Genomic DNA, 20,734 nt, shown 5'->3' with positions numbered 1-20,734 from the left:
CCTCCTCCCGTCACACGATGTCGCCGCCCCGGACCGTCTCGTCCTCGAACTCGAACCGGAGGGCCTTGACGCAGCGTTCGTACTTGGCCTGGATCTCCAGTTCGTCCTCGCCCCCGGTGACGACCTTGGCCAGTTCGTAGCTGTAGCCGTCCTGAGCGAACATGTCGGAGAGACGCCGACCCGCCTCCGGCACGATCTGGATCCGCACGCCGGGCAGGGTCCTCTCCAACGCCCGTACCTCCTCCGTGGTGGGAACCCGGGAGACCACGCCGTCCCGGAACCGGCGGTGGTACCACTCGGCGGCCACCGGGTATCCCTTCTCCCCGACGTCGGAGAGGTCGGGGTCCTCCCCCATCGCCAGGCGGAGCATGCGTTCGTGGTTGGCCACCCCGTCCACGAGTTCGAACAGGGCGGTGTGGCTCTGGGAATGTCGGGGGTTGATCTCCACGATGCCGATCCGATCCTCGATCGGGTCGTAGAAGAACTCGACACTGAACGTCGTGGAGTCCAATCCGTGGTGTTCGACGACCCGTTCGGCGATGTCGACGAGGCGCCGTCGTATCTCGTCCGGCATCGCCGAGGGGTACTGGTGTCGCAGGAAGACCGGGGTGCCGGGGAAGTCGACGGAGTCCAGCACCGCGTACACGACGGCCCTCCCCCGGTACACGTATCCCTCGACGGCGATCTGGACCCCGTGCAGAGCCCCCTCGGCCAGGCAGTGATGCCGACCGGCCTCGGCGACCTTCTCGGGCGGATCCACCCGTTCCATGACGCTCTCGAAGGGGCGGGAGAGCCGGTCGATCCCCTCCCTCAGGAGCTCGACCGCACGGGCCAGGCCCCGGTCGTCCTCCACCCGGAAGGCCAGTTCGGAGGAGGCCGACTTGATGGGCTTCATCCACAGCGGATACTCCACGCCCGGCCGGGGATCGTCGAGATCCAGGTCGACCAGGGCGAAGGGCGGGTGGGCGTCGGTCACCTCCGCCTGGAGGAACCTGCTCCAGTACTTGTGCTCGCAACGGACGACAGCCTCCAGATCGGGTCCGGGCAGGCCGCGTTCGGCGCACAGGATCGGTACGAGCAGGGTGATGGGAAAGTCTCGGTAGCCGATGATGGCGTCCACGGGCCCGTCGAAGTCGTCGAGCACCCTTCGAGCGGCGTCGAGGGTCCGTTCGATGTCGATCTCGCCGATCTGGAGCTCCTCGATGCTCAACAGGCGATGGAATCGGCAGTCCCTCCCGGTCGGGGTTCTTCTCAACAGGTCGTGGTTACGTTCGTCCATGCCCATGACGAACACGTTCTTCATGGCCTTGCACCGCCCTTCGCACGTGGTCCTGGACGTTCGGGAGGGAGCCTGTCAACGCGACTACCCGGGTCACATGCGTCTCATACGTACCGACCGCACGAATTCCTTCGGGCCTCGTCACCTCTCCGACCCGCCGTTTCCACGACGCCTACCTCGGGTAGCCGTACTCCCACATCCACCGTCCGCCCACCCGACCGAACGGAGACGGCGATGCGCGGTCCGACGACCTTCCCGGCTCCGCCCGCGCGGAGACGGTCCCGACGCATGGACGGAGAGGTCGTACTCGTGACCGGGGGCTCGCGCGGCCTCGGATTACGTCTGGCCCACGAGTTCGGCGGACGCGGCGCCTCGGTGGCGATCTGCGCCCGGGGACGGGAGCGCCTGACCCGGGCCGTGGCCGAGCTCACCTCGCAGGGGATCGACGCCCAGGGGGTGGTGTGCGACGTGACCGTCCCGGAGGAGGTCGAGGTCCTTCCCGAGGAGGTGGTCGCCCGCTTCGGCCGTTTGGACGTCCTCGTGCTCAACGCGGGGATCATGCGGGTGGGCCCCTGGGAGACCCTGACCGAGGAGCACTTCGCGCAGGCCCTGGACTCCATGTTCCTGGGACCGCTGCGGCTGGTCCGCGCCGCGTTCGACCCGCTGCGCGAGAGCGGCGGGAGGATCGTGACCATCACCTCCATCGGCGCCTACCTGTCCGTCCCGCACCTGATGCCCTACACGGTGGCCAAGCACGCGGAGGCGGCCCTGTCGGAATCCCTGGCGGCCGAGAGCGCGGGGACCGGGGTGCGCGTCACCACGGTGGTGCCGGGGCTGATGCGCACCGGATCACATCGGGGGGCGGTGTTCGACGGCTCGCCCGAACGCGAGTACGCGTGGTTCGCCCTTCTCGCGGGGCTGCCGCTGCTGAGCGTGGGCGCCGGGAGGGCCGCGCGTCGGATCGCCGACGCGGTCGAGCGGCGCCGGGGCTTCCTCGTTCTGACCCCCGCGGCCCGGCTGGGCATGGCCGCCCACGGCCTGGCCCCGGGACTCGTCCAAGCGTCGATGCGCCTGATAGGACGCGTGTGGCCCGACATTCCGAGCGAGCCGCGGGAGCTTCCGGGTTCGGAGGCCGCACGCAGCCTCAAGGGGCGCGCGGTGGGCGTGGTGACCTTCCTCAACGAACGGGCGGCCCACAGGCTCAACCAGGTGTCCCGCACCCGACAGACGCGCGGTGTCGGGGCGCGACGGTGACCGGCACGGTGAACATCGACCATCCCTGAACCGGGAGGACGACATGACACGTTTCGGATACTTCCTCGCGAGCGAGGAGCACGGCCCCAAGGAGCTGGTCCGGCAGGCACGGGCCGCCGAGGAGGCCGGGTTCGACGCGCTGTGGATCTCCGATCACTATCATCCCTGGCTGGACTCGCAGGGGCAGAGTTCGTTCGTGTGGTCGGTGGTCGGCGCGATCGGACAGGTCACCTCACTGCCGGTGACCACCGCCGTCACCTGCCCGACGACCCGGATCCACCCGGCCGTCGTGGCCCAGGCCGCGGCCACGGCCGCCGCCATGACGGACGCCGGCTTCGTTCTGGGCGTCGGTACGGGCGAGGCGCTCAACGAGCACATCCTCGGCGATCCCTGGCCGCACGCGGCCCGGCGGCTCGCCATGTTGGAGGAGTCCATCGAGGTGATGCGCCGGCTCTGGGAGGGCGGCACGGTCAGCCATCGGGGCGAGTTCTACACCGTGGACACCGCGCGTCTGTACACGCTCCCCGAGGAACCGCCGAAGGTGTACGTGTCCGCGTTCGGGCCCAAGGCCACCGCTCTGGCGGCCCGGGTAGCGGACGGCCTGGTGCAGGTGTCCCCGGCCCCGGACACGATCGCGGACTTTCGAGAGCAGGGAGGCAGGGGCCCGGTCCAAGGCGGGCTCAAGGTGTGCTGGGCCGAGGACGAGGGGGAGGCGGTGCGTACCGCGTACGAGCGTTGGCCCACCGAGGCCCTGGTCGGGGAGGCCTCACAACTGCTGCCCTCGCCCCGCCACTTCGAACAGCTCACCTCGGGCCTGGTCACCCCGGAGATGGTGGCCGAGCAGGTTCCCTGCGGTCCCGATCCGGAAGAGCACGTCGCCGCGTTCGAGCCCTACCTGGAGGCGGGCGCGGACGAGGTCTACGTCTGCCAGGTGGGCGACGACCAGGACGGTTTCTTCGACTTCTACGCGAGAGAGGTCCTGCCCCGGCTCCGCGCCTCCGGTTCCTAGAGAGCCGCGCCCCCTTACCGACGGGTGCCCACGCGCGGCCCTCGACGGGGCCAATGTGGCAGCAAGAGTCGCTCAAAACCGGACATCGGTGTTTTCCCGCCCCTGGAACCCGGGCATCGTCGCTCTCGACGCCTCCGTGCCGTCCTCATCCCCCGCCATCACCGGACGGCGGCGGGGGCGTACGGCCGGCGACGTCACGTCGACCGACCCGTCGAGAGTCGATTCGTACACCGATGGACCGGGAGGCTCCAGATGCACTCGTCAGTGAGCGCCACCGCACCCACGAGGGAAGAGCGCGACTCCGATGGCGAAGCGCCCCGCGAACCTTCGGCGGAGGCCTCCGCCGAGGAACTGCTCTCCGTGTTGATGGAGCTGGATCAGGAGGATCCGCTGGCCGTGCGCCTGCGTGAGCGCGTCATGGCGCACTACGGGCCGCTACTGAACCGGATCGCCCACCGTTATCGAGGTCGGGGCGAGGACGTCGAGGACCTACGACAGACCGCCCATCTGGGGCTGGCCAAGGCCATTCGCGGCTACGTTCCCGAGCGGGGCGGGGCCTTCATCTCCTACCTTCTGCCCACGGTCACCGGGGAGATCAAACGCCACTTCCGCGACCACACGTGGGCGGTCCACACCCCCCGGGACCCCCAATCCCGCCGACCCCGTATGCGACGTGCGCGGAGAGAACTGGAACAGCGGCTGGCCCGCACCCCGTCCAACGCCGAGATCGCCCGGGAGATGGGACTGGAGGTCAAGGACGTCGAAGAGATCCTCCTGGTCTCGGAGGCCTACAACACGCTCTCCCTGGACGGCCCCGAACCCCACGGGCAGGACACCTCCATCTCCTGGCACCGGTATCTGGGTGTAGAGGACCACGAACTCGGCCTCGTGGTCGATCGTGTGTCGGCGTGCTCCGCCCTCCGGAGGCTCCCCTCTCGAGAACGGCACATCCTGAAGCGCCGTTTCTTCGACGAGTGGAAACAGGACCGTATCGCCGAGGAGGTGGGCTGTTCCCAGATGCACGTCTCCCGGCTCCTCTCGGGGGCGCTGAGCAGACTCCGTCGAGAGTTGACCGAGGAGGACCCTCCGCCCGCCGGCCGTCCCGGGCGACCCCGCGTATGACCCCCTCCTCCATTCGGCCCAGGGGGTCGTCCATTCGGACGACCCGACCCCACCTCCCGCGACCTGGAGCGTTCTCCCAGCTCAGCCGAAGGGCATCGACGAAAGTCGGCCCCTCCCCTCGACCATGGAGACGCGCCCGCCCGCCCGGCCGCCTTCGAAGGAGTGCGCGCATGGGGTCCCGCAGGCGGATGTGGCGGAGGGTGACGCGAACCTAACGTGGTCCACGTACCCGGCGGCCGAGATACGGACCGCCGATCGAACGGAGAAGGACCCCGAACATGACGACGGTCGTGAACATGCTGAGCGGCGCCACCGACGAGACCCTGATCGCCATCGTGCTGGGCGCTCTGGTGGTCCTGGGCTTCCTCGCGGTGGTCGGACTGGTCGTCGCCGCGGTCTTCAGCATCCTCTTCTCTCAGCTGGACGGGGGCATGAAGATCGTCTGGCTGATCCTGGTCATCCTCGCACCGGTGATCGGCGCGCTCCTGTGGTTCCTCATCGGCCGCAGTCGGAGCCGGAGCCGCCCCGCCTACTACCGCTGACCTCCCCCTCCCCTGAGCGGGGGCACGGCACGCCGAACGAGCGGCGGTCGGGACGATCCACGAGGATCGGCCGACCGCCGCTCGGCGTTTTCCCGTGCAAAGCTCCCCTTTCTGACGCACGGTGGAGATCCGTGCCCTGATCCGATCGGGGTGCGAACACATCGAGGGCCCGCGCGGGTCCGGGGGGTGTTCCATGAGTGTGTGGACGTGGCTCGCTTCGTGGCCGGTGTTGCGTCAGGCCACCGGTGAGGACAGAACGGGCCGGGGGGCGGCCGTCAGGTCGGAGGAGACCGAACGAAAACGCCCTCGTATCGCGGACGCCGACCGGGTGGTGAAGTCGGTCTGTCCCTACTGCGCGGTGGGCTGCGGGCAGAACGTCTACGTCCGCGACGAGAAGGTGATCCAGATCGAGGGGGACCCCGACTCCCCCATCAGTCGGGGTCGGCTGTGCCCTAAGGGGTCGGCGAGCCTCCAGCTGACCACGGGCCCGGCCCGCCGGGACCGGGTCCTGTACCGCCCGCCCCACGGCACCGACTGGGAGGAACTGGACCTGGAGACCGCCATGGACATGGTGGCCGACCGGGTCCTGCGCACCCGCGAGGAGACCTGGGAGGAGGAGTACGCCGGTCGGCGTGTGGCCCGCACCCTCGGCCTGGCCTCCCTGGGCGGCGCGACCCTCGACAACGAGGAGAACTACCTCATCAAGAAGCTCCTCACCGCCCTGGGCGTGGTCCAGGTGGAGAACCAGGCGCGGGTGTGCCACAGCTCCACGGTGGCGGGCCTGGGGACCTCCTTCGGTCGGGGCGGGGCGACCATGTTCCTCCAGGATCTCCAGAACTCCGACTGCATCGTGATCGAGGGCTCCAACTTCGCCGAGGCGCACCCGGTGGGGTTCCAGTGGGTGATGGAGGCCAAGGCGCGCGGGGCGGTGGTCATCCACGTCGACCCGCGCTTCAGCCGTACCAGCGCCCTGGCCGACCTGCACGTGCCCATTCGGGCCGGTACCGACATCGCCTTCCTCGGCGCGATCATCAACCACGTCCTCACCGAGGAGAAGTACTTCCACGACTACGTGCTGGAGTACACCAACGCGGCGACCATCATCGAGGAGGACTTCCGGGACACCGAGGACCTGGACGGGGTCTTCTCCGGATTCTCCGAGAAGGACCGCTCCTACGACGTCTCCTCCTGGGGGTACGAGAACGTGCGGGTGGCGGCCGCGGCCGGCGACCGCTCCCATCACGTCTGGGAGGGGGACGAACCCGCCGTCGGCCACGCGGGCCGGCCCGAACAGCACGGATCCGGCGGGGCCGTCCTGCACGAGGGGGCCCGCCAGGACCGTACCCTCACCGACCCGCGCTGCGTCTTCCAGATCCTCAAACGCCACTACTCCCGCTACACCCCGGAGATGGTGGAGGAGGTGTGCGGCATCCCCCGGGACGTGTTCCTGCGGGTGTGCGAGCACCTCACGGAGAACTCCGGCCCCGACCGCACCAGCGCCTTCTGCTACGCGGTGGGCTGGACCCAGCACACCGTCGGCTCCCAGTACATCCGCACCGCCTCCATCCTCCAACTGCTTCTGGGCAACATCGGCAGGCCCGGAGGCGGGATCCAGGCCCTGCGCGGCCATGCCAGCATCCAGGGTTCCAGCGACGTGCCGACCCTGTTCGACCTGTTGCCCGGCTATCTGCCCATGCCGCACGCCTACGAGGAGGAGACCCTCGACGACTACATCAGCGCGGCCGGCTACCCGCACAAGGGTTTCTGGGCGGGCATGAAGTCCTACACCGTCAGTCTGCTCAAGGCCTGGTGGGGCGAGCACGCCACCGCCGAGAACGACTTCTGTTTCGGCCACCTGCCCCGGCTGACCGGCTCCCACAGCACCTACGACACCGTCATGGCGCAGATCGAGGGCGCCTGCAAGGGGTACTTCCTCATGGGGGAGAACCCCGCCGTGGGTTCGGCCAACAGTCGGGCCCAGCGCTTCGGGATGGCGAACCTGGACTGGCTGGTGGTACGCGACTTCTCCCTCATCGAGAGCGCCACCTGGTGGAAGGACGGACCGGAGATCGAGTCCGGGGAGATGCGCACCGAGGACATCGGAACGGAGGTGTTCTTCTTTCCGGCCGCCGCGCACACCGAGAAGTCCGGCACCTTCACCAACACCAACCGCACGCTCCAGTGGCACGACCGCGCGGTGCTCCCCTCCGGGGACCGGCGCAGTGACCTGTGGTTCATGTACCACCTGGGGCTGCTGATCCGTGGCCGGCTGGCCGACTCCGAGGACCCCAAGGACCGGCCGGTCCTCGATCTGACCTGGGACTATCCCTTGGAGGAGGGCGACGAGCCCAGCGCCGAGGCGATCCTGCGCGAGATCAACGGCCACGACGCCGACGGGCGCCCGCTGAGCGGCTACACCCGGTTGAAGGACGACGGCTCCACGAGCTGCGGCTGCTGGATCTACTGCGGGGTCTTCCGGGACGGGGTCAACCAGGCCGCGCGCAAGAGACCCGGGAACGAACAGGACTGGATCGCCGCCGAGTGGGCCTGGTCCTGGCCGGACAACCGCCGGATCCTGTACAACCGGGCCTCCGCCGATCCCGAGGGACGACCCTGGAGCGACCGCAAGGCGCTGATCTGGTGGGACGAGGACAGCGGACGCTGGACCGGCTACGACGTGGCCGACTTCGAACCGGACAAGGCACCCGGCCACCGGCCCTCCGAGGAGGCCCGGGGCGTGGAGGCGCTCAGTGGGGTGGACCCGTTCATCATGCAGGCCGACGGCAAGGGGTGGCTGTTCGCCCCGGCCGGGCTCAACGACGGTCCGATGCCCACGCACTACGAGCCGCAGGACACACCGTTCGACAACCCGCTGTACGGGCGCAGGAGCAACCCCACCAGACTGCTCTACCCGCACGAGCTCAACCGCTACCACCCTGCGCCGAACACGCCCGGGGCGCTGGTGTACCCGTACGTGGTGACCACCTACCGGTTGACCGAGCACTTCACCGCGGGCGGTATGAGCCGTTGGACCCCGTACCTGGCCGAACTCCAGCCGGAGTTCTTCTGCGAGGTCGGCCCGGAGCTGGCCGAGGAGCGGGAGCTGGAGCACGGAGGGTGGGCCACCATCGTCACGGCGCGCAACGCCATCGAGGCCCGGGTCCTGGTCACCGACCGCATGCGGCCGCTGCGCATCCAGGGCAGGACCGTGCACCAGATCGGCATGCCCTACCACTGGGGGCCCAACGGCTACTCGACCGGTGACGCCGCCAACGAGCTGATGTCCATCGCGCTGGACCCGAACGTGCACATCCAGGAGGTCAAGGCACTGACCGCCGACATCCGGCCCGGACGACGGCCGAGGGGCCCGGATCGGGTCGCTCTGGTCGAGGAGTACCGGCGCAGGGCCGGGGTCACCGAGCGGACCGGAACGGAGGGCTGAGCGATGACGACGGACGAACGGCCGCCGCGCAAGGGGTTCTTCACCGACACCAGCGTGTGCATCGGCTGCAAGGCCTGCGAGGTGGCCTGCAAGGAGTGGAACTCCGTGCCCGAGGACGGGCTCGACTTCCTGGCCTCCTCCTTCGACAACAGTGGGCGCCTGAGCGCCGACACCTGGCGTCACGTGGCCTTCATCGAGCAGCGCGCCCCGTTGGGGCATCAGGACTCCGGGGTGGGGCGACCCGAGGGCACGGCCGGCCCGGTGGACCTGGGCATGCCGGCCTTCGAGCCGCCGGGGGCGGGCGAGGGCGGCGGGCAGGGCGACTTCCGCTGGTTGATGTCCTCGGACGTGTGCAAGCACTGCACGCACGCCGCCTGTCTGGACGTATGCCCCACCGGCGCGCTCTTTCGGACCGAGTTCGACACCGTGGTGGTGCAGGACGACATCTGCAACGGGTGCGGCTACTGCGTTCCGGCCTGCCCCTACGGGGTGATCGACCGCCGCGAGGTCGACGGGCGGGCCTGGAAGTGCACCCTGTGCTACGACCGGATCGGCGACGGCCTCGAACCGGCCTGTGCCAAGGCCTGCCCCACCGACTCCATCCAGTTCGGCGACGTGGACGAGTTGCGCGAGCGGGCGAAGCGCCGTGTGGAGGACCTCCACGAGGCGGGAGTGTCCTCGGCCCGGCTGTACGGGGAGGATCCCGAGGACGGCGTGGGCGGCGCGGGGGCGTTCTTCCTGCTCCTGGACGAGCCCGAGGTGTACGGTCTGCCGCCGGACCCGGTGGTGACCACGAGGGACCTGCCGTCGATGTGGCGGCACGCCGGCGCGGCCGCGGCGGTGCTGTTGGCGGGCGCGGCCGTCGCGTTCGCGGGGAGGCGTTCATGAGCAATCCGGACCGTACCGGCGAGGGCGCGGGCGAGGCGGGACACGAGGCGATCACCGGATCCGTCGACGCGCTCCCCGAAGGACGGCGCGGCGGCCGTCGGGGGCGACGGCGTCGGGGCGAGGAGACCCGCGTACCCGACGCGGAGTTCCGCTCCTATCACGGCCGTCCGGTGCTCAACCAGATCGTGTGGGAGGCCCGCGACATCGGCGGCTACCTGTTCCTGGGCGGTCTGGCCGGGGCCTCGTCCGTGCTGGCGGCGGGGGCGCAGCTCACGGGTCGTCCGGCCCTGGCGCGTCCGCTCAAGTACACCGCGCTGGCCGCGATCTCCGGGTCGACTGCGGCGCTCATCCACGACCTGGGACGTCCCGAACGGTTCCTCAACATGCTGCGGGTGTTCAAACCGACCTCGCCGATGAGCATGGGCACGTGGATCCTTATGTGCTACGGCCCCCTGGCCGGAGCCGCGGCGGTGACCGAGGCCACCGGGTGGTTCCCCCGGCTGGGGCGGGCCGCCACGATCGGCGCCGGTCTGACCGGCCCTCTGGTGGCCACCTACACGGCGCCGCTCATCTGCGACACCGCGGTGCCCGCCTGGCACGAGGGGTATCGGCAGATGCCCTTCGTGTTCGCCTCCTCGGCGGCGGCCGCCGCCGGCGGTATGGGGCTGGTGGCCGCCCCGATCGAACAGAGCGGCCCCGCCCGTCGGGCCGCGGTCTGCGGCGCCTTGGGCGAGGTCGCGACGTCCACGTTCATGGAGCGCCGTATGGGCTTGGCCGGCGAACCCTACGAGCGCGGCCGCGCCGGGGCGCTGACCCGGGCCGCCAAGGCGCTCTCCCTGGCGGGGGCGGTCGGCGCGGTCCTGGGGCGTCGGAGCCGCGCGGTGTCGGCCCTGAGCGGTGCCGCGCTGGTGGCGGGATCAGCCCTGACCAGAGCGGGGATCTTCCAGGCGGGGGTGCAGTCGGCGGCCGATCCCAAGTACACCGTGGTCCCGCAGCGGCGCCGGTTGGAGGAGCGCGCGGCCGAGGAGGCCCGCGAACCGGTCGGAGCGGGCACCTCCGGATGAGGTCCGCCCCCGCGTCCTTCGAGAAGGGCGCGGGGGCGGTGTCCGTTCGATCCCCTAACGACCGTGGGGAAGGAACTCCTGGAGCTTGGTGGCCAGCCCGCGGGCGGCCACGCCCCTGGCCTCGGGGTCTCCCGACAGGAGCGCCTTCACGGTGTCGGAGACCTGTTCCCACTCGGCCTGGGGCGGGATCGGCGGCACGTTCCCGTCACAGTGCACGTCGATGACCACCGGCCCCTGCGCCTCCAGCGCCCGGTCCCAGGCGGGACCGACCTCGTCGGGCCGTTCCACCGTGATCCCCACCAGCCCCACGGACTCGGCGAAGGCCGCGTACGACATGTCGGGCAGGTCCTGCGAGTAGGGCGTCTTGGGAGAGCCGCCCATCGCGCGCAACTCCCAGGTGACCTGGTTGAGGTCGTTGTTGTGCAGCACGCACACCACCAGCCTCGGATCGTCCCACAGCTCCTGGTAGCGGCGGGCGGTCAACAGTTCCATGAGCCCGTTCATCTGCATCGCGCCGTCGCCCACGAGCGCGATCACCGGGCGGGTGGGCGCCGCGAACTTGGCTCCGATCGCGTACGGCACCGCGCACCCCATCGTGGCCAGGGTGCCCGAGAGCGACCCCCGGTTGTCCTCCCCCATGTCCAGGAAGCGGGCGTACCAGTTGGTGACCGAACCCGAGTCCGCGGTGACCACGGCGTCCTCGGGCAACCGCCGTGAGAGCTCGCGGACGGCGAGCATCGGGTTGACGGGGGCGGCCGAGACCTCCGCCTGGGCGTCCAGGACCGATCTCCATCGCCGCACGTTCCGTTCGATCGTGGAACGCCACCGCTCCCGACGGCCGTGCCGGTCGTCGGGCGGGTCCAGCCGTTCCAGGAGCGCGCGCAACGTGCTCTTGGCGTCTCCCACCAGGTTGACCTCGGTCGGATAGCGCATGCCGATGAGACGCGGATCGATGTCGATCTCCACCGCGCGACGCCCGAACGGAGGCAGGAACTGGGTGTAGGGCATGTTGGAGCCCACGATGAGGAGCGTGTCGCAGTCGCGCATGAGCTCCCACGAGGGCCGGGTCCCCAACAGGCCGACCGCGCCGGTCACCTGGGACAGGGTGTCGGGGAGCACGTCCTTGCCCAGGAGCGCCTTGGCGATACCGGCCCCGGTGGCGTCCGCCAGGGCCAGCACCTCGGGGGCCGCGCCTCGGGCCCCCTGCCCCACCAGGATCGCCACCCGCTCCCCCGCGTCGATCACCTCGGCCGCGCGGTCGAGCTCGCTCTCGGGCGGCAGCACGCTTCCGGGGCCGACCACCCGGTCCGGGGCGCTGGAGGGCACGTGCTTGAAGGCGTGCTCGGGCGGCTCGTAATCGAGTTCCTGCACGTCGGCGGGGATGATCACGGTGGCCGGCGCCCGTTCGGACAGGGCCGCGCGCATGGCTCGGTCCAGCACGTTGGGCAGCTGCTGCGGCACGTTGACCGTCTCCAGGAACGCCGACGAGACGTCCTTGAAGAGACTGTGCAGGTCGATCTCCTGCTGGTAGGCGCCGCCGACGGCGCTCCGGGAGGCCTGGCCGATGATCGCCACCACCGGCACGTGGTCGAGCTTGGCATCGTAGAGGCCGTTGAGCAGATGGACCGCGCCCGGACCTCCGGTGGCCATGCACACCCCGGGCCGGTCGCCGAACACGGCCCTGCCGACCGCTTCGAAGGCGGCCATCTCCTCGTGCCTGCTCTGGACGAACCTCGGCCCGTCCTCGATCTCGGCCAGTTGAGCGACCAGCCCGTTGACGCTGTCCCCGGGGTAGCCGAAGATCTCGGTGACGCCCCATTGGGACAGTCGGCGCAGTAGATGGTCGGCGACGTTCCGCGTCATGTTCCGTTCCTTCCGTATCGGCTCCTCCCGCCCGGTCGCTCAGGGCCGGAAGAGCACCTTGAAGGTTCCGTCCCGCTTCTCCTGGAAGTTCCGGTAGGCCTCCGGAGCCTCCTCCAGGGACAGGTGGTGGGTGGCGAAGTCCTCCACCCCCAGCACGTCCTGTTCGTCCAGTAGCGGAAGGATGTCCGGAGCCCAGTGGCGGACGTTGGCCTGCCCCATCCGTAGCCGGATCTGTTTGTCGAAGAGCGTGAGCATGGGGAGCGGATCGGTCATGCCCCCGTAGACGCCGGACAGGGAGATGGTCCCGCCCCGACGGACCAGGTCGATGGCGATCTGGAAGGCCGCCAGACGGTCCACCCCCGCCGTCTCCATCAGCTTGGCCGCCGCTCCCTTGGGCATCCAGGAGACCGCGCGCTGGGCCAGCCGCGCCGTTCCGTGCCCCTGAGCCTCCATACCGACGGCGTCGATGACCGAGTCCGGACCCCGGCCGTCGGTGCGCTCCCGGATCTGCTCGACGAGCTCGTCGGTATCGCTCGGCAGATCGAACACCTCGACGCCGCGCGCCGCCGCGCGCGCACGTCGTTCCGGGACCGGATCGACCCCGAAGACGCGATCAGCTCCACGGTGCAGCGCCACCCGGCACGCCATCTCCCCGATCGGCCCCAACCCCAGGACCGCCACGGTGCCCCCTTCGGGGATGTCCGCGTACTCGACCCCCTGCCAGGCTGTGGGAAGTACGTCCGACAGGTACACATAGCGGTCGTCCGGCCCTTGGGAGGGGACCGGGATCACGTTGTCCTTCGCCCGCGGCACCCGCAGGTACTCCGCCTGCGCCCCGGGCACCGAGCCGTAGAGGGCGCTGTAGCCGTAGATGCTCGCCCCCATGCCCTGGCTCTCCACCCGCGTGTTGTCGCACTGGGTCTGGAACCCGGTCTCGCACATCGGACAGTGGCCGCAGGAGATCTGGAAGGGGACGACGACCCGCTGTCCGGGCGCCAGGCCCGTGGCGTCGGGCCCCACCTCCTCGACCACGCCCATGGGCTCGTGTCCGAGGACGTCCCCGGCGTTCATGAACGGCCCGAGCACCTCGTACAGGTGCAGGTCGGAGCCGCACAGCCCGGAGGAGGTGACCCGGATGACGGCGTCGTCGAGCCGTTCGATCCGAGGGTCGGGGACCGTCTCGGTCCTGACGTCGCGTGTACCGTTCCACACCACCGCGCGCATGCTTCCCCCTGGTCTCGAAGGTCCCTGAACGAGGGGCGCCCCGCCCGGCCCCCGAACCGGGCGGGGCCCTCTCTCCCTCTTCCTCGATGGTCCGTGGGCGACGGCCCCCTCGCGTGAGACCGTCGCCGTGACGTGTCAGGCCGAGACGGCGCCCGTGGGCCGCTCCCAGTGACGGTGCAGCCCGATGAGTCGCGCGAACTCCTCGATGAACTCCGTGTCCACCGCGGGCGAGCGCACCACCCCTTCGTGGGTCACCGTCTCCAACGGCGGGGTGGCCAGCTGACCGGACACCCCCGTGCCCGTGAGCAGCGCCGTCCCCTGGCCGAGGGCCGCGATCGTCTTGTTGTGCTTATAGGCCTCCAGCACGAAGTGCCGGGCCTCCCCGTCCTCCTCCAGGGCGTCGACCGAGTCCGCGCCGCCGGGGATCGCCACCGCGTCGTACAGGACCGAGGAGACGGTCGTGTAGGAACGGTCCAGCGCCAGGTCTCCTCCGTCCCGGGTCCGCACGGATCCGTCGGCGCGCGCGAGGAGTTCGACCACCGCGCCCTTCGCCACGAGGGCGTCCCTGATCGCCTCGACGGCGTCGCCGTCCACCCCATCGCTCAAGAGCACCGCCACCTGGCGGCCGGTCAGGTCGCCGAAGGCCGTGTTCGCCTGGCTGAGCGCGGGCGAGGAGTTCTCGTGCCCTCGCGTCCCTGGATCCTCGGGCGGTTCCACCCCGATCCCCTCGGCGACGGCGACGGCGAGCCCGTGGTCCACCTCCACCAGGTTGGCCACCACCCGCTGCCGGATCGAGAGCTCCTCGCACTTGCCCAGTTCGAAGCGGAAGGCCGCCACCAGGTGCTCCCTCTCCCAGTCGGCGAGGCTGTTGAGGAACAGCCGGGCCTGGGAGTAGTGGTCCTTGAAGCTCTCCGCCCGGCGGCGGATCTTGTTCCCCTCGACCTTCTCCGTGTAGTGGCGGTACACGTTCTCGTCGGCCAGGGCCGGGCAGCCGCCGCCCAGCGAGTTCGGGTAGTAGGAGGTCCCGCCCCGGTGCACGCGGTGCTGGGCGAAGCCGTCACGCTGATTGTTGTCGACCCGGGCTACCGGTCGATTGACGGGGATCTGCTGGAAGTTGGAGCCGCCCAGCCGCAGCAGCTGCGTGTCCAGGTAGGAGAAGTTGCGGGCCTGGAGCAGGGGATCGTTGGTGAAGTCGATCCCCGGGACCACGTTGGCGGTGTGGAAGGCGATCTGCTCGGTCTCGGCGAAGAAGTTGTCCGGGTTGCGGTTCAGGACCATCCGACCGATGGGCCGTACGGGCACCTGCTCCTCGGGGATGATCTTCGTGGCGTCCAGCAGGTCGAACGAGAAGTCGTGCTCGTTCTCCTCGGGCACCAGCTGCACCCCCAGTTCCCATTCGGGGTACTGGCCGCGTTCGATGGCCTCCCACAGGTCGCGGCGGTTGTAGTCGGGGTCCTTGCCCTGGATGCGCTGGGCCTCGTCCCACACCAGAGAGTGGGTCCCCAGGATCGGCCTCCAGTGGAACTTGACGAAGGTGCCCCGCCCCCGCTCGTCGACGAATCGGAAGGTGTGCACGCCGAAGCCCTGCATGGTGCGGTAGCTGCGCGGGATCGCCCGGTCCGACATCAGCCACATGATCATGTGGGTGGTCTCCGGTTGCAGCCCCACGAAGTCCCACAGGGTGTCGTGAGCCGATTGCGCCTGGGGGATCTCGTTGTGCGGTTCGGGTTTGACCGCGTGCACGAAGTCGGGGAACTTGATCCCGTCCTGGATGAAGAAGACCGGCATGTTGTTGCCGACCAGGTCGTAGTTGCCCTGTTCGGTGTAGAACTTGACCGCGAAACCGCGTACGTCGCGCACCGTGTCGGCCGAGCCGCGTGAACCGGCCACCGTGGAGAAGCGGACGAAGACCGGGGTGGTGACGTCGGGGCCGCTCAGGAAGTGCGCGGCGGTGAGGTCGGACAGGTCCTCGTAGGGCGTGAAGTGTCCGTAGGCGCCCGCTCCCCTTGCGTGGACCACCCTCTCGGGGATGCGTTCGTGGTCGAAGTGGGTGATCTTCTCCCGGGCGTGGAAGTCCTCCAGCAGCGTCGGTCCGCGCTCACCGACGCTCAGGGAGTTGTCGGTGTCCTCGACCCTGACCCCGGTCTCGGTGGTCAGCGGTCCTCGCGACTCCGTGCGCTCCGCGTCGAGCTGCCGGTCCTTGGCGTCACGTTCGGCGTCTGCCATGGTCGAACCCTCCTGTCGGACGATGCTCGGGACGATGGGGGCCTCATGGTCCGCCCTGACCGGAGAGAGCGATCCGCAAACGTCCCGGGCGGCGACTCCTCGCCCTCCGTCCACTTCTCCCCCATGGGGCGCCAATACCTGACAGAGCGGGGTCAAGGTCGTGTTCCCGTGTTTTCCCAGCGTGCTGCCCCGGGCATCCCCAGGGGGATACCCGCGGGCGCGGAACCGCTCGACGCCCGCCGTTCCCGCCCCGTCCGGGGGCCACCTTTCGTCCGGGCCCACCCGGCCTCGGACCTCTCCACATCGAAGAACGCCCGTGTTCGCGGCGCTCCGACGTGACCGCGTCCCATGGACAGGAGGTTCACCATGCCGACTTCCCCCGCGACCACCACCCCCGTCGGGCGGGTGCCCGGTCCCCGTCGCGAGCCTCCGGAGGACACCTCCACCGAGGACCTGATCTCACTACTGAAGTCGCTGGAGCCGGAGGACCCTCTGGTCGGACGGCTGCGCGAGCGCATCACACGGCACTACCTGCCGCTCCTGAATCGCATCGCCCACCGTTACCGGGGGCGCGGCGAGCGGGTGGAGGACCTGCGACAGACCGCCCACGTCGGGCTGGCCAAGGCGATCCGCGGCTACTCGCCCGAACGCGGCCGGGAATTCGTCCGCTATCTCACGCCGACCGTGATCGGGGAGATCAAACGCCACTTCCGAGACCACACCTGGGCGGTGCACACCCCCAGGGACCCCCGCACCCGGCGGACCGAGATGAACCGGGTCCGTCGCGAGATGGAGCAGCGTCTGTCCCGTACCCCCACCCTCACCGAGGTCGCCCGCGAGATGGGGCTGACCGAGCGGGAGTTGGAAGAGGCCAGGCTGGTGTCGGAGGCCTACAACACCGTCTCGTTGAACGCCTCCGACCCCAGGGAGGAGGGGCCGACCACCGCGTTCGATCGGTACCTCGGGGTGGAGGATCCCGAACTCGACCTGGTCGTGGACCGCGCCGCCGTCCGTCCGGCGCTGCGGAGCCTGCCCCACCGGGAGCGGCTGATCCTCAAACGTCGGTACTTCGACGAGTGGACCCAGGCGCAGATCGCCGAGGAGATCGGCTGCTCCCAGATGCAGGTCTCCCGCCTGCTCGCGGGCGCCCTGCGCACACTTCGCGCGAGGCTGGGCGTGGGCCGCTGAGTCCGTCCTCCGAGCACAGACCGTCCCGAGGGGACCGCCCCTTCGAGGCCACCCGCCGCTCCACACGAGTGTGAACGAGCTCCACATCGGTCAGGGGAGGAGAAGCGGAGGTACCACCGACGACGGGAGAGGACGATGCGGGAGACGACGAGGCGGACACGGCCGAGGCCATGGGCCAGGGGTATGGCCAGAGGCGCGGTGGCCGCCATGGCCATGAGCGGGATGCGACAGTTCGCCGTCGGCGTCGGCGCGATCGAACGGACGCCGCCCGAGGCCATGCTCAGAGAGGGCGTGCCCGCCGTGCTCGCAGCGGTGCCCGAACACCGACGGACGGCCTTCATCGAACTCGCGCACTGGTGTTACGGCGCCGCCGCGGGGGCGGCGTTCGGTCTCGTGCCGCGACGGATCCGCCACTCGCGGGCGGCGGGCCCGATCTACGGGGTGCTCTCCTGGGGGCTCTTCGAGGTGGCCCTGGCCCCGGCGCTGGGCTTGGAACACGCCCGTCGGGCCCGGCCCCGCGAACGCCTGGCCCTGTTGATCGACCACGTGTTCTTCGGCGTCGTCATCGGTCGGACCCCGGAGGCGGACATCTCGGATCCGTCAGCCGAGGACGGGGAGACCGGTGGGGGGACCCGCCCCCACCGGCACGACCGTTGACCGGGCTCCGGGTCAGTCCGGTTCCACCAGGCGGACGAACAGGTCCGGGTCGATGTTGCCGCCGGAGAGCACCGCGACCGTCGCCTCGGGCCGTCCCGGTATCGTCTCGACCTTCCCCGACAGCAGGGCGGCCGTCGACAGCGCGCCGCTGGGTTCGGCCACCAGCCGGGATCCGTGCGCCAGGGCCCGCACCCCCTCGGCGATCTCCTCCTCGGTCACGGTGACGATCGCGTCCAGCCGGTCCCGCAGATGGGCGAAGGTCAGGTCGGACAGGCACACGCGCACGCCGTCGGCCATGGTCCGGTAGGTGCGTTCGGGCTCCCAGGGGATCCGGCGCCCCTCCCGCAGGCTCTCGGCCGCGTCGGCGGCCAGCTCCGGTTCCACCCCCACGACACGGACCCGGCGCGGATGTACCGTCCACGCGGCCGTGACGACCCCCGAGGCCAGCCCGCCACCGCCGACCGGGACCACGATCGTGGTGACGTCGGGGGACTGTTCCAGGATCTCCAATCCCACGGTCCCCTGCCCGGCGATCACCCGACGGTCGTCGAAGGGCGAGACGAAGGTCGCCCCCTCCTTCGCGACCAGGTCCTCCACCGCCGATTCCCGCTCCGCCGGAGGCACCACGACCACGCGGGCGCCCAGGGCACGGATCCGGTACACCTTGGTCTCGGGCGCCCCCTCCGGGACCACCACGGTGCAGGCCACCCCCTCGCGTACCGCCGCCAGGGTGAGCGCCAGCCCATGATTGCCCGAAGAGTGGGTGACGACCCCGCGTTCACGTCGATCCCCGTCGAGCAGGGCCAACGCGTTGGTGGCGCCGCGCAGTTTGAACGCCCCGGTCGGTTGCAGACTCTCGGGTTTGACCAGGAAGGGGCGGTCGGTGTCGGGGCCGACCGTCAGGGGGGTGCGCACCACGTGCCCTTGGATCCTGGTGGCGGCGTCGTGTACATCCTGTGCTGTGACCGGTTCCATCCGGCGAGTATGCCCATGGCGGCCCTCGGCACACGGGATAATCGGACCCGATGCGTACCGAATGGACACCCGCCGACCTCCCCGGCCGGGAATTCTACAAACTGCTGACGTCCGTGGTGGTCCCGCGCCCGATCGCGTGGGTCTCCACCACCTCCGAGGAGGGTGTGGACAACCTGGCTCCGCACTCCTTCTTCACGATCTCCTGTATCGAACCGCCGATCGTGCAGTTCACCTCGGTGGGCCGCAAGGACTCTCTGACCAACGTCGAGGCGACCCGCGAGTTCGTGGTCAACCTCGCCCCCGAACCCCTCCAGGACCGGGTGAACGCCACCGGCACCCGTTACCCGGCGGACGTGAGCGAGTTCGACGCGCTGGACATCGCCCGCGAACCGAGCGTCGAGGTCCGGCCTCCCCGGGTGGCCTCCTCCCCCGTGGCCCTGGAGTGCGCGCTGCACTCGACCCTGACCCTGGGCGACTCCACCGTGGTGTTCGGCCGTATCGTGCGGGCCGCCGTGGACAAGGGGTACCTCGACGGCGACCATCCCGACGTCGAACTGCTCCGGCCGCTGGCCCGATTGGGACGCAACGAATGGTCCACCCTGGGCGAGGTGCGTCGGATCGACCGCATCCCCTACACGCCCTGAGGGACCGAGGACATCGAACGCCCCCTCCTTCGCGACGGATCCGGAGGGAGTGGGGCGAACGGCATGTACTACGGTGTTCGCTGAATATCGACACAAGTTCATGTCGTCGACGTCGTAGTGCACGGGAAGCCGGTGAGATTCCGGCGCGGTCCTCGCCACTGTGACCGGAGGGCGCCTCCCATACGCCACTGGGCCGAACACGGCCCGGGAAGGGCGGAGAGCGCTGGACGAGAGTCCGACTCCGGGAGCCAGGAGACCGGCTGCGACCGTCCGCGTCATCAAACCACGAAGGATGGTTTGTTCGATGAAGCCCAGTGACGCGCGGGCTCTCCGCCGCCGTGTCCGTTCCGGTCTCGCCCTCGTTCTGGTGGCCGCCCTCACCGCCTGCGGCGGGGCGATCTCCCCCGACGCCGAGGAGGCCGCCGGGGAGACCCTCCGCAACTGCGACGTCGACGTCCCCGCCGACGCTCCGCCGGAGCGGGTCTTCGCCGCCTACCAACCCGCCATCGAGATGGCGCACGCGCTCGGTATCGGCGACCGTCTGGTGGGCACGGCCTTCCTGGACGCCGTGGTCCTGGACGACTACGTCGAGGCCCAGGCCGAGCAGAAGTACTATCCGAACCTGCCCAGCCGTGAGGAGCTGCTCGACGCCAGGCCCGACTTCGTGCTGTCCGGCTTCACCGACGTGTTCACCGACGAGAGTCTGGGCACCCGGGCCTCCCTGCGCGAACTGGGCGTGGAGAGCTGGATCTTCTCGCCCCTGTGTCCCAGCGAGGACGGGCGCAGCGACGAGAGCATCGACCCGGCCGACGTGACCATGGACAACGTCTACGCCGACCTGCGGGACCTGGGGACGCTGTTCGACGTGAGCGAGCGCGCCGACGAGGTCATCGCGGAGATGCGGGCCACCGTCGACGGGGTCACCGAGACCCTGGAGGGTCGGGTCGACGAGGACGAGCGCCCCACGGTGATGATCGGCCGCCCCGGCGACCAGGGGTTCCACGTGGCGGGCGGCCCCGACTTCTCCACCGAGCTCATCGACCTGGCGGGAGGGGTCAACGCCTTCGCCGACCTCGACGGACGCCGTAACCACCAGGTCTCCGTCGAGGACGTCATCGAACGCGATCCGGACCACATCCTGATCGACGTGTGCTGCGACGCCGAGATGACCGCCGCCGACTCCGCCCCCGACATCGAGCGGATCATGGACAACCCGGCCCTGGCCAACCTGACCGCGGTCACCGAGGACCAGGTGTGGGAGTTCACCTTCGCCGACCGTTCCGCCGGGGTGCGCAGCGCGCCCGCCGTGGCGACGATCGCGGAGATCATCCACCCCGACCTGTTCGGGTAGGGCCCG

General features: G+C 70.0%; 16 protein-coding genes and 1 riboswitch. Of the genes, 11 read left to right on the top strand and 5 right to left on the bottom strand.

The genetic code is table 11. The annotated features are described in order from the left end of the window. Window positions 1-10: 10 nt before the first annotated feature. A complete protein-coding gene (locus D451_RS0116390) occupies window positions 11-1,303 on the bottom strand; it encodes an ATP-grasp domain-containing protein (RefSeq protein WP_017535228.1) in 1,293 nt (430 codons plus the stop codon). Window positions 1,304-1,513: 210 nt separating this feature from the next. On the opposite strand from D451_RS0116390, the gene D451_RS0116385 reads away from it, so the two are divergent. From D451_RS0116385 to nrfD, 7 genes are all read left to right on the top strand, one after another. Continuing rightward, window positions 1,514-2,533: an SDR family NAD(P)-dependent oxidoreductase gene (locus D451_RS0116385; RefSeq protein WP_017535227.1), complete on the top strand. Its 1,020-nt coding sequence runs from the start codon at window positions 1,514-1,516 to the stop codon at window positions 2,531-2,533. Window positions 2,534-2,576: 43 nt separating this feature from the next. After that, window positions 2,577-3,542, top strand: coding sequence for a TIGR03557 family F420-dependent LLM class oxidoreductase (locus D451_RS0116380; RefSeq protein ID WP_026125124.1), 966 nt, complete (start codon window positions 2,577-2,579; stop codon window positions 3,540-3,542). Between the two features lie 264 nt (window positions 3,543-3,806). Next, window positions 3,807-4,664 carry a sigma-70 family RNA polymerase sigma factor gene (locus tag D451_RS0116375; RefSeq protein WP_017535225.1) on the top strand — a complete coding sequence of 286 codons (858 nt, stop codon included), beginning with the start codon at window positions 3,807-3,809 and terminating at the stop codon, window positions 4,662-4,664. A 278-nt stretch (window positions 4,665-4,942) separates the two neighbouring features. After that, a complete protein-coding gene (locus tag D451_RS0116370) occupies window positions 4,943-5,206 on the top strand; it encodes a PLDc N-terminal domain-containing protein (RefSeq protein WP_014911446.1) in 264 nt (87 codons plus the stop codon). Between the two features lie 193 nt (window positions 5,207-5,399). After that, a complete protein-coding gene (gene fdh / locus D451_RS0116365; protein ID WP_026125122.1) occupies window positions 5,400-8,648 on the top strand; it encodes a formate dehydrogenase in 3,249 nt (1,082 codons plus the stop codon). 3 nt (window positions 8,649-8,651) lie between these two features. After that, on the top strand, window positions 8,652-9,536 hold the full coding sequence (locus D451_RS0116360; RefSeq protein ID WP_014913288.1) for a 4Fe-4S dicluster domain-containing protein: 885 nt from the start codon (window positions 8,652-8,654) through the stop codon (window positions 9,534-9,536). After that, entirely contained in the window at window positions 9,533-10,600 is a 1,068-nt protein-coding gene (gene nrfD / locus D451_RS0116355; RefSeq protein ID WP_017535223.1) for an NrfD/PsrC family molybdoenzyme membrane anchor subunit, read from the top strand. The genes D451_RS0116360 and nrfD overlap by 4 nt, the downstream gene beginning before the upstream one ends. 54 nt (window positions 10,601-10,654) lie before the next feature. Here the strand turns inward: nrfD and D451_RS0116350 are convergent, their stop codons facing one another. The 3 genes from D451_RS0116350 to D451_RS0116340 form a co-directional block, all read right to left on the bottom strand. Next, on the bottom strand, window positions 10,655-12,463 hold the full coding sequence (locus D451_RS0116350; protein ID WP_017535222.1) for a thiamine pyrophosphate-requiring protein: 1,809 nt from the start codon (window positions 12,461-12,463) through the stop codon (window positions 10,655-10,657). Window positions 12,464-12,502: 39 nt separating this feature from the next. After that, entirely contained in the window at window positions 12,503-13,687 is a 1,185-nt protein-coding gene (locus D451_RS0116345; RefSeq protein ID WP_017535221.1) for an alcohol dehydrogenase catalytic domain-containing protein, read from the bottom strand. Between the two features lie 135 nt (window positions 13,688-13,822). Beyond that, on the bottom strand, window positions 13,823-15,913 hold the full coding sequence (locus tag D451_RS0116340) for a catalase (RefSeq protein WP_014911710.1): 2,091 nt from the start codon (window positions 15,911-15,913) through the stop codon (window positions 13,823-13,825). Window positions 15,914-16,279: 366 nt separating this feature from the next. On the opposite strand from D451_RS0116340, the gene D451_RS0116335 reads away from it, so the two are divergent. Next, entirely contained in the window at window positions 16,280-17,101 is an 822-nt protein-coding gene (locus tag D451_RS0116335) for a sigma-70 family RNA polymerase sigma factor (protein ID WP_014910019.1), read from the top strand. A 183-nt stretch (window positions 17,102-17,284) separates the two neighbouring features. Then, window positions 17,285-17,758: a hypothetical protein gene (locus tag D451_RS0116330; protein WP_017535219.1), complete on the top strand. Its 474-nt coding sequence runs from the start codon at window positions 17,285-17,287 to the stop codon at window positions 17,756-17,758. Between the two features lie 12 nt (window positions 17,759-17,770). On the opposite strand, the gene D451_RS0116325 is transcribed toward D451_RS0116330, so the two are convergent. After that, window positions 17,771-18,733, bottom strand: coding sequence for a threonine ammonia-lyase (locus D451_RS0116325; protein ID WP_017535218.1), 963 nt, complete (start codon window positions 18,731-18,733; stop codon window positions 17,771-17,773). Window positions 18,734-18,783: 50 nt separating this feature from the next. Between D451_RS0116325 and D451_RS0116320 the strand changes: the two genes are divergently transcribed. Continuing rightward, window positions 18,784-19,377, top strand: coding sequence for a flavin reductase family protein (locus D451_RS0116320; RefSeq protein ID WP_017535217.1), 594 nt, complete (start codon window positions 18,784-18,786; stop codon window positions 19,375-19,377). A gap of 98 nt (window positions 19,378-19,475) precedes the next feature. Further along, window positions 19,476-19,656, top strand: a riboswitch (cobalamin riboswitch). Window positions 19,657-19,681: 25 nt separating this feature from the next. Next, window positions 19,682-20,728, top strand: coding sequence for an ABC transporter substrate-binding protein (locus D451_RS0116315; RefSeq protein ID WP_017535216.1), 1,047 nt, complete (start codon window positions 19,682-19,684; stop codon window positions 20,726-20,728). Window positions 20,729-20,734 lie beyond the last annotated feature (6 nt).

It is taken from the genome of Nocardiopsis alba DSM 43377, assembly GCF_000341225.1.
Taxonomy (GTDB): domain Bacteria; phylum Actinomycetota; class Actinomycetes; order Streptosporangiales; family Streptosporangiaceae; genus Nocardiopsis; species Nocardiopsis alba.
Note: the sequence above shows the minus strand (reverse complement) of the source record. Positions and strands in the feature narration are given on the sequence as shown.